General features: G+C 58.8%; 8 protein-coding genes. 3 read left to right on the top strand and 5 right to left on the bottom strand.

Going from position 1 to position 9,211, the window contains the following annotated elements:
* Positions 1–511: 511 nt before the first annotated feature.
* Positions 512–1,810, top strand: coding sequence for an acyl-CoA dehydrogenase family protein (locus GSQ93_RS37570; protein ID WP_158941281.1), 1,299 nt, complete (start codon positions 512–514; stop codon positions 1,808–1,810).
* Between the two features lie 209 nt (positions 1,811–2,019).
* On the opposite strand, the gene GSQ93_RS37565 is transcribed toward GSQ93_RS37570, so the two are convergent.
* Positions 2,020–2,223, bottom strand: coding sequence for a cold-shock protein (locus GSQ93_RS37565; RefSeq protein ID WP_031356584.1), 204 nt, complete (start codon positions 2,221–2,223; stop codon positions 2,020–2,022).
* Positions 2,224–2,872: 649 nt separating this feature from the next.
* Between GSQ93_RS37565 and GSQ93_RS37560 the strand changes: the two genes are divergently transcribed.
* A complete protein-coding gene (locus GSQ93_RS37560) occupies positions 2,873–3,718 on the top strand; it encodes a protein-L-isoaspartate O-methyltransferase (RefSeq protein ID WP_216857738.1) in 846 nt (281 codons plus the stop codon).
* Between the two features lie 22 nt (positions 3,719–3,740).
* Here GSQ93_RS37560 and GSQ93_RS37555 read toward each other — a convergent pair whose 3' ends face one another.
* Positions 3,741–5,177 carry an FAD/NAD(P)-binding protein gene (locus GSQ93_RS37555; protein ID WP_158941280.1) on the bottom strand — a complete coding sequence of 479 codons (1,437 nt, stop codon included), beginning with the start codon at positions 5,175–5,177 and terminating at the stop codon, positions 3,741–3,743.
* A 341-nt stretch (positions 5,178–5,518) separates the two neighbouring features.
* A complete protein-coding gene (locus tag GSQ93_RS37550) occupies positions 5,519–6,898 on the bottom strand; it encodes an LLM class flavin-dependent oxidoreductase (RefSeq protein WP_158941279.1) in 1,380 nt (459 codons plus the stop codon).
* A gap of 283 nt (positions 6,899–7,181) precedes the next feature.
* Here GSQ93_RS37550 and GSQ93_RS37545 point away from each other — a divergent pair, with 283 nt between their 5' ends.
* Positions 7,182–7,532, top strand: a complete 351-nt coding sequence (locus tag GSQ93_RS37545) for an HU family DNA-binding protein (RefSeq protein WP_367889813.1) — start codon at positions 7,182–7,184, stop codon at positions 7,530–7,532.
* 86 nt (positions 7,533–7,618) lie between these two features.
* Here GSQ93_RS37545 and GSQ93_RS37540 read toward each other — a convergent pair whose 3' ends face one another.
* On the bottom strand, positions 7,619–8,788 hold the full coding sequence (locus GSQ93_RS37540) for a fumarylacetoacetate hydrolase family protein (protein ID WP_158941278.1): 1,170 nt from the start codon (positions 8,786–8,788) through the stop codon (positions 7,619–7,621).
* A 53-nt stretch (positions 8,789–8,841) separates the two neighbouring features.
* A partial coding sequence (locus GSQ93_RS38485) for a dihydroxy-acid dehydratase (RefSeq protein WP_254074268.1) occupies positions 8,842–9,211 on the bottom strand: 370 nt, incomplete at its 5' end.

Below are 9,211 nucleotides of genomic sequence, written 5' to 3'. Positions count from 1 at the left end.
GATCGCCGAATTGCTTCCGCATAACTGGGTACCAACTGTCCCCTGATTGAGCTCACCCCTGACTTTGCCGGGCGCTTACGAAGGAGGGGTTCAAACATTCGTCGCTCTGGCGAGCACCGTGCTTTTGGGGCACCTATGAATGAAAACTGCACGCTGTGGACACTTAGGGTAGAGCGGTGAAAGCGTTTTCTTTGCTTCGTTTCTTTGTCGCTAAGGACCAAGAAATGACGCGCCGCCACGCGCAGTGGCTAACAGTGATAAAGAGAAAATCCGACTCACGCAGACCACTAACACGGAAAGCACCAACCCGGTACTAACCCCGACCGCTAACCCCGACCGCTAACCCCGACCGCTAACCCCGACCGCTAACCCCATAACCTAGCAACCCAGCCCCCGGCGACACCCACAAAACCCGCCATGCACATATGGTTAGCACCTATCGTTCGTTGTCGGCGGCTTCGCGTGGCACTTATCCTCATCGTTCGCACCAGTTCAAATTGTGGAGAAGTAAATGACGACGTCAGCACCGGCAGACGCTGCGCTTTACGCGCGTTTCGCGGAGATATTCGAGCAGATCGGCAAAGGGACTATAGAACGTGAGCAGGGCCGTGAACTCGCTCGCGATGCCGTCCAGAGTTTGAAAGACAGCGGCTTTACCGCGCTGCGAGTCCCACGCGAATATGGTGGCAGTGGCGTTTCTTTACCGCAGTATTTCCGCCTACTGACGCGTTTGGGCGAAGCCGATTCGAACTTGCCGCAGATCATTCGCGCTCACTCGGGTTTCATCGAGCAGCAACTCGAAACCGGTGACGAAGCAACGCGTGAGCGCTGGCTAGGTCGTATTGCGAAAGGCGAGACAGTCGGAGCGGCTACGTCGGAGCGCACCGGCTCCACGCACAATAGCGTGACCGTCACGCCCGACGCGGACCCCGGCTTTGTTCTGCTAAACGGCGAGAAGTACTACAGCACGGGCACGCTCTATTCGGAATGGATCAACGTGGCCGCGCACGACGCGCAGACTGATCTCCACGTGCTGGTGCGAAGCGATGCACCGGGCGTGGCGCGCACCGACGACTGGGACGGTTTCGGCCAGCGTCTGACGGCTAGCGGTACAACACGTTTCGATAACGTACGCGTTCCCATCGATCAGATCCTGTCGCGCTACAAGGCGTCAGAGCCGCGCCGCAACTCGTTGCTGACCGCGTTCTACCAGACCGTGCACCTGGCGACGCTCGCCGGTATTGCACGCGCGGTATTGCGTGATGGTGTCGCCTTCGTTCAGGGTCGCACACGCACCTTTGGCGTAGCGGGGCAGTCGAGTCCGCGTGACAATCCGCTGGTGCATCGCGTAGTCGGGCGTCTCGCGAGTCTCACGTATTCGGCGGAAGCACTGGTTGAGTCGGCAGCCGCGGCGCTCGACCGGGTGCATCGGGCGCGCAACGCGGGCGTGGCAACGACAGCGGACTACATTGCCGTCGATATCCAGGCTTACCAGGCGCAGCAGATCGTGCTCGAGCAAGTGCTTGAGGCAGCCACGCTGCTATTCGAAGTGGGCGGGGCGTCGGCGACGAGTGAAGCGCGCCGGCTTGATCGGCACTGGCGCAACGCACGCGTGATCGCATCGCACAATCCGGCAATTCAGCGCGAGGCCGCGGTCGGCAATTATCATCTGAATGGCACGGCGCCCGAGGAGCGGTTCAGTCTTTCTCATTCCACTGCCGATACACCTACGCCCGCCTTCAAACAAGGTGCGGTGCGTGGGGAGAAGTCGGTGCTGCAGGACGATGCATTTGCCAGAACTGGCAGATAAGCGGTAGATATAACGGGCAGATAAGCGGAGAGAAGAAGGTCGGGCCTGTGGGCCTCGATCGTCGCTGATGCGTTGCCGGATACACGAACGCATATTCGGACGCAAAATCGCAAGCAAAAAGTAACTACGGGGCGCGGCCAGAGATGGCCACGCCCCGCTTTCATCCGTGGGACAGATGAAAACCAGCCGCCGTGACGGCCGAATCAAACTCAGGCCGGCACGATGTTCGATGCCTGCTTGCCCTTCGGCCCTTGCTTTACCTCAAACGTTACCTTCTGATTTTCTTGAAGGCTTTTGAAGCCTTCTGCCTTGATTTCCGAAAAGTGAGCGAACAGATCTTCGCCGCCGTCATCGGGTGTGATGAAGCCGAAGCCTTTTGCATCGTTGAACCATTTGACCGTACCGGTTGCCATGAGCGTATCCAAAAATTTAGAGCTAACGAGTGAGAATAAAACCAGAGCGCCGAGCCGCGTCGCATTGCATTGTTGTGACAAGACTTCTCTAAGTCCGTGAGCGCGTCCGTAACAAACAGTCGCTGCGGCGCTATGCGCTTTTGGAATTATGGCGAATCAATTGTACGCCGCGCCAATAATTATTGAAGCTTTCCAAACCGGAAAAGGTGCAATGCGCGCGGAATACGGAATTCAGTCGCCCAATGAGGCCGCAATAAGCCCAAATAATGGGCCTTTTATGGACTTCAGCCCTTCTCCAGCGGTTCGTCTGGACAAAGAGACGCCTCTAATTGGCCGTACGGTCGGTCGATGTATAGGGATGGAATGCGCTTAAGGAATGCCAATGCACCTCATTTAGCGCGCTGGTAATGGAATGCCGCTGGTTTGGAAGTAATTTTATCCGGCAGGTTATTAGTCAAAGCTGCATGCTGGGACGACTTTACCGCATCAACGAAAGATTCAATGCGAATTGCACCTTTTTTGGAATATAAAGCGCATTTATACCGCTGTATCACGCAATTTTGCTGCGCCACAAGGGCGTCTTGACGCAGGACTAAGGCATTGCCACGATAGATCGGCTGCAAAACCATTCGAGGTTAAGGGGGGCGCCGTGAGTCGTAAAGAAAAAACGAATCTCGCAGATGCCAGGAAGTGCTACGCCAGGCTCATGGCTGCCGCGAGCAAGTCCGACGATCCGAGGCTTGAACGCGTGTTCGAACTCGTGCCTCGCGAGGTGTTCCTGCCGCCGGGTCCATGGAAGATCATGATGGACAACGCGTACTTCGAGACCCCCAGCGCCGACCCTGTCTATCTTTACCAGAACGCGCTAGTTGCTTTGGATGCCGCCAAAGGAATCAATAACGGTGAGCCGTTTCTTCACGCAGCATGGCTCGGTGCAGCCGCGCCGCAACGGGGCAACGTGGTGTGCCATGTCGGCGCCGGGTCCGGTTATTACACCGCCATTCTTTCCGTGCTCGTGCTCCCTGGCGGTCGGGTAGAGGCATTCGAAATTGACCCGGACCTGGCCGAGAAGGCGCGCAAGAACTTGCAAGCGTTCGAGGGCATAACCGTGACACAAGGCGACGCGACCAAGTTGCCTTTGCCCGCGTCGGATCTGATTTATGTGAACGCGGGCGTCATGGCGCCGCCGTGCGCCTGGCTTCAGGCGCTGCGTCCGCAAGGCCGGTTGATCTTCCCATGGCGCCCGTCCGATGAAGTCGGACTAACCCTGCTGATTACACGAACCGACGCCGGTTTCGAAGCGAAACCGCTCATGAAATCGTGGTTCATCCCTTGCGTTGGCGGGGCGTCGACTGCTGATGCGTTCGTGAAGCCACCCGACGCTCACGCGGCATGGTCCGTCAGGTCGGCATGGCTTGCGTCAGAGCGTTTACCGGACAAGACCGCAGTGGTTGCATACAAACATGTCTGGTTTTCTTCATCGGCGTTGGGTTGATGCATGCAGCTACGCGCACACGTCAACGCGATGCCGATGCTGATGTCGATGCCAAGTTCGATATATACGCGAGCAGGCTGCCATCCTTGAGCACCCGTTCGAGATGACGTGCGATGTCGGGTGCGCCGGTCATTTCGCCGAAGGTTCCTCGTGTCATCGGGCCGAAGGCCAGCAAGCCCGGCGACACGTCGCCGTCCGCATTTCTGAGCTGGCTCAGAAGGGTGGTGTCGAGTCCGATCCGCACAGCATCCAGCCGCGCGAGCCCCCCCTCCAAGAGCGACTTCACGAGCGGATTCCTGTCGATATCGCGTGCGGGTCCCGTGCAAAAGACCACCGCGTCGAAAGCGTGCTCTTCATGCGTGCCGCCCGGACGTCGCAAGATGGCGCTGAAGCGCTCCGCCACGCGACTGATCGCTACGATACCCGCCATGGTGACGCTCATCTGACCGCTCTCGATTGCCCGCTCGATAGCCGTATGAATTTGCGGCGCGATGCGAAAGCGATGCACGTCCCAGAACGGCAGCAGCCTTTTCACCACCCGAGCTTGTTCGCGTGAAGGCAACGCGTTCCAGATCCGGGGAAGATCGAAACGCAGGGCGTCGGCGGCGGGTTGCCAGCTGATACGAGCCTGGTCGCGCGCGATCCTCTGCCTGAGCTTGCGCACGAGTTCACGGGCGCTGGCGGGCGGGGCGGTATCGCCGAGGAAATCGGCGGCGTCGGAGAAAAGTCCATGCGGCTGGGCGCGCAAACCCCGTCGAGAAACTGCCGTGATGCGGCCGGTATGCTTGCGCTCAAGCAGCGTAACGGCCACGTCCGCCATCGTCAGGCCAGTGCCGACCAGCAGCACGGACGCGTCCCGCGGGATCGCACGCAGTGCGTCCGTAGCCCACGGATGCGTGATCAACCGAGGGTCGTGCAGGGCCTGTTCATCGATGACACCCGGTGGTTTCGACGGCGTATGGCCAAAACACAACGCAACGCGATGCGCGTCCAGATGCGAACCGTCGTCGAGCGTAACCGCATAGCCTGAATCAATCTTACGCACGCCGGTAGCAGTTGCTCGCTGATGCCTTACGCGCACATGTGACGCGGCCTCGGCCACGACGTCGTTCAGGGTCGCGGCGACATACTCTCCGTATCGTGCACGCGACACGTAGTAGCTGCCCTGGCCGTCGCTGCTGCCGGCATCGATTGCTTCGTGCGCCTTGAGCCAGCGTGTGGCATGCGTGGAGTCGCCGGCAAACAGGCTCATCCGGTCGCTTGGTACGTTGATCCGATGCAGCGGATCCGCCGTTCCATAGGCAATGCCCCGGCCAAGTTCCACCGACGGTTCCACAATGGTGAAGTCCAGACTGACGCCAGCCGGGCAGGCGCGAATGGCATGAATGACGAATGCGACGCCGGTGAAGCCGCCACCAATCACCACGATGTTCAACGGGATGTGTTCGGGAGTGTTCAAGAGAGTGCTCATGATGCTGAAGCGTCGAGGATACCTCAGTCAATACGCCGGGTGAACGCTGTGCAAAGCATGAAATTCGCTAAGCTTGTGAGGATTGGCGGGATTGGAACCGACGGCAGAAGCTGATTTGCTGCGAGCTTGGCAGTTTGTATTGGATGACTAATGATTGGCTAGAAACGCCGGATCAGGTTCACTAACACCGTCAATGACGGACAACGCTGTATGTTCAGTTTTTTGGCGCGTTCATAAAAGATGAACAAAGCAACGCCTATAGCCGCCTCGACAGTTATCTCACGGAGTTTGAGACAGGGCTCGTGCTGGCGTGACAATGGCTGCCGCTCTTACTTCTCGTTAGCCCGGCGAAACGACGCGCCCGTATGTTCATCCGGCAACTTCGCGCCGCGGTTGAACAGCTTCTCGCGCAGGGTGCCATCGGCGTAAGCGGTCTTGTACACACCGCGTGCCTGCAGCTCGGGAATCACGAGGTCGATGAAGTCCTCGTAACTTTCGGGCGTCACGGTACGCGTCAGATTAAAACCGTCGATGCCGGTTTCATCCATCCACGATTCCATCGCGTCAGCCACTTGCACCGGATCGCCGACGATAGTCGTGAACCGCCCGCCGAGTTTCAACTGATCGAGCAGGCGTCGCACGGTCCAGCCCGATTGTCCATCCGTCACGCGCTGCACTGAAGACTCTATGCCGCGGCTCTTGTGACCACCCGGCGGTTCGAGTTCGTCGTCAAGACCGACCAATGAATAATCGATACCACTGCCCGCCGCAAAGTGCGCGAGTCCCGCTTCGGCGCTCGCATAACTCGCATACTCGGCGAACTTTTCCCCGGCTTCGGCGGCAGTGCGTCCCACCACGACGGTGAGACCCATGAACACCTTGAGACCAGCCGGGTCCCGGCCTGCTTCAGCCGCTTGCTTGCGCAATGCATCGACAAGTTTGCGCGTGCCTTGCTTGCTCTGGCTCGAAACAAAAACGCACTCGGCATGACGGATCGCAAACGCCTGCCCCCGTCCCGATGAACCCGCCTGGAACAACACAGGCGTGCGTTGCGGCGAGGGCTCGGACAAGTGATAACCCTCTACGTCGTAGTAGCGGCCGTGATGGTTGACCTTGTGGATCTTCTGCGGGTCCGCGAACACACGTGTACTGCGGTTGCGCACGACAGCGTCGTCCTCCCAACTGCCTTCCCAAAGCTTGTACGTAACGTCGAGGTATTCGTCGGCGCGGTCATAACGTTCGTCGTGGGCAATCTGCTCGGTGAGGCCCATTGCACGCGCGGCGCTGTCGAGATAACCGGTCACGATATTCCAGCCAATCCGCCCTTCGGTCAGATGATCGAGCGTGGAGAAACGTCGTGCCAGAAGATAGGGTGCTTCGTAAGTCAGGTTCACTGTGACGCCGAACCCAAGATGTCGCGTGACGGCCGCCATGGCGGAAACGAGCATCAGGGGATCGTTGACCGGTAACTGTATGGATTCCTTGAGCGTCAGGTCGACCGACGCTTGATAAACGTCATACGCCCCCACGATATCCGCAATAAAAAGCCCGTCGAACAACCCGTGTTCAAGCAATTTTGCAAGATCCGTCCAGTATGAAAGCTTTCGGTAATCTTCCGATTGATCGCGCGGATGCGTCCACAAGCCATGATTGATATGGCCGACACAGTTCATATTGAACGCGTTCAGGAGGATCTTTTTCTTGCTCATGGGAGTGGCATGCGAAGGACGTGGCGGTAGAAGGGGCGCGAACGAAGGCCACGAAAACGGCCTATATGAAGCGGTTTTAGCTGCGTTTCAACGATAAAGGCGACGGGAATGCTTACACATCTTCAATGCGTTGCAAACTACCGAATTCGCATTTGCATTCCATCACATTGCGATTTATCGCGCCAGGGCAGGGCCGTTTAGCGAAATCACAGACGCCGAGCGAACGAAACCCGGGAAAAACCTGCAACAAATTCGAACGAAAACGGATTTGCCTCTAGCGTGCGTGTCCGGTAAGGTGACGCTTCCGCCATGCAACTCGCATGGGCAGTGCGTTGTACCCATCTTTGAGAAAACAGAAATGAACAAGCAAGAACTCGTTGACGCCGTGGCGTCCGCCACCGGCACGAGCAAAGCCGCGGCCGCTGAAGCTATCGATGCATTTATCTCTACTGTCACGCAAGCCGTTGTTAGCGGCGACAGCGTTCAGTTCGTCGGTTTCGGCACCTTCAGCACCGGCGCACGCGCCGCGCGCACGGGCCGCAATCCGAAGACTGGCGACACTATCCAGATCGCTGCTGCAAAGACGGTCAAGTTTACCGCCGGCAAAGCGTTCAAAGACCTCGTCAATCAGTAAGAATGACGAGCGCGTCCTTGCAGCGTTTTCGGGCAAGGACGCAGTCGAGCGGTGTGCAACTTCATCCGATCTTCATCAGATGAATGTCAAGTGCTCCCGAGCACGCCGCGCGCCGCCAGGTTGCGATAAAGCGCACGTACCCCGAACGTCCAGGGCGTAATTTCGGTCGATAAACGCACGGTGTTAACGATCGCGCCAAGCGACGGCGTAGAGATTGTCACCACGTCGCCCAGATGATGCGTGAAGCCGCCACCGGGCGTGTCGCGGTCCTTGATCGGCGAGAACATCGTGCCGAGAAACAACATGAAGCCGTCCGGATACTGATGATGCGCGCCATGCGTCTGCGCGACCAAGTCGGCCGGATCGCGGCTGATCTCGCGCATATGGCTGATGCCGTCCAGCACAAAACCATCGTCCGCGCCTTCAATGCGCAGCGACACGCTCGCCTCGCGCACGGTGTCGAGCGTAAACGCTCCGTCAAACAGACGCACGAATGGGCCGATCGAACATGAGCCGTTGTTGTCCTTCGCCTTGCCAAGCAGCAAAGCGGAGCGGCCTTCAATGTCGCGCAGGTTTACGTCGTTGCCGAGCGTCGCACCCACGATCGTTCCCGCGCTGTTCACCGCCAGTACAATTTCCGGCTCGGGGTTATTCCACTTCGAAGTCGGATACAAACCCACGTCCGCACCGAATCCCACCGAGGACATGGGTTGTGATTTGGAAAATACTTCGGCATCCGGACCAATTCCGACTTCCATGTATTGCGACCACGCGCCGCGCCGCTCAAGTTCGGCCTTCAACTTTTCTGCTGCTTCGGAACCGGGCTTTATCTTCGATAAATCCGCACCGATCAACTCGTTGATCATTGAGCGGGTTTCCTGCGCCTTGCTTGCGTCACCGCCCGCGTGTTCCTCGATCACGCGTTCGAGCAGGCTCACCGCGAACGTCACGCCGCACGCCTTGACTGCTTGCACGTCGCACGGTGCGAGCAAATGCATCGCGTGGGTGGATGGATCGAGTGACGCGTTGATCAGTGCATCGACCGACCCTAGCGATTCGCCCGGGGCATGGCGCGCGATCTCTACGGCATCGTCGCGATCGAAAAGATCGGCGGTGGTGGCGACCGTCGATGTGATGTCGACCACTTCGCCGCGCCGCACGACGATTACCGATGGCCCATTTATGGGCGCGGGCCGCCACACGCGGCCGATCAGCAGCGCGTCGTCAAGGTCGGAGGGGAGGTAAGCGTGAGGCATGGTGTGTGTCTCCAGAAGTTTCCAGAAGGATGATGGCCAGGCGTCAGTGCGCCTTAGTGGTTGTGCCGCGATTCGCCGCGCGTCTCTACGATGTTCAGGTACAGCGTGGCCGGTTCGAGGCATGCACCGCTGCCATGCTGGCCGACCATGCTCCGGTAGATCTCTTCCCACGGCGTCATGTTTTTCAGCACAGGCGGCTTCCAGGCCGCGCGGCGTTGCGCGAGGTCGGCGTCGGGGATCATCAGGTCGACCTTGCGGGTCTTCAGGTCAATGCGGATCTTGTCGCCCGATACAAGCAATGCAAGCCCGCCGCCAACGGCCGCTTCCGGCGACACGTTGAGAATGGACGGACTCGCCGACGTACCGCTCTGACGGCCATCGCCGAGCGTCGGTAAGGTGTCGATACCGCGCTTGAGCAACGCC

Origin of the sequence: Burkholderia sp. S171, assembly GCF_009766085.1 — a bacterium.
Lineage (GTDB): Bacteria > Pseudomonadota > Gammaproteobacteria > Burkholderiales > Burkholderiaceae > Caballeronia.
Note: the sequence above shows the minus strand (reverse complement) of the source record. Positions and strands in the feature narration are given on the sequence as shown.

Excerpts from the sequence above, each read along its gene's own strand:
- GSQ93_RS37550 (WP_158941279.1), bottom strand. The coding sequence starts at position 6,898 with ATGAGCAAGAAAAAGATCCTCCTGAACGCGTTCAATATGAACTGTGTC.
- GSQ93_RS37540 (WP_158941278.1), bottom strand. The coding sequence starts at position 8,788 with ATGCCTCACGCTTACCTCCCCTCCGACCTTGACGACGCGCTGCTGATC.
- GSQ93_RS37565 (WP_031356584.1), bottom strand. The coding sequence starts at position 2,223 with ATGGCAACCGGTACGGTCAAATGGTTCAACGATGCAAAAGGCTTCGGC.
- GSQ93_RS37570 (WP_158941281.1), top strand. The coding sequence starts at position 512 with ATGACGACGTCAGCACCGGCAGACGCTGCGCTTTACGCGCGTTTCGCG.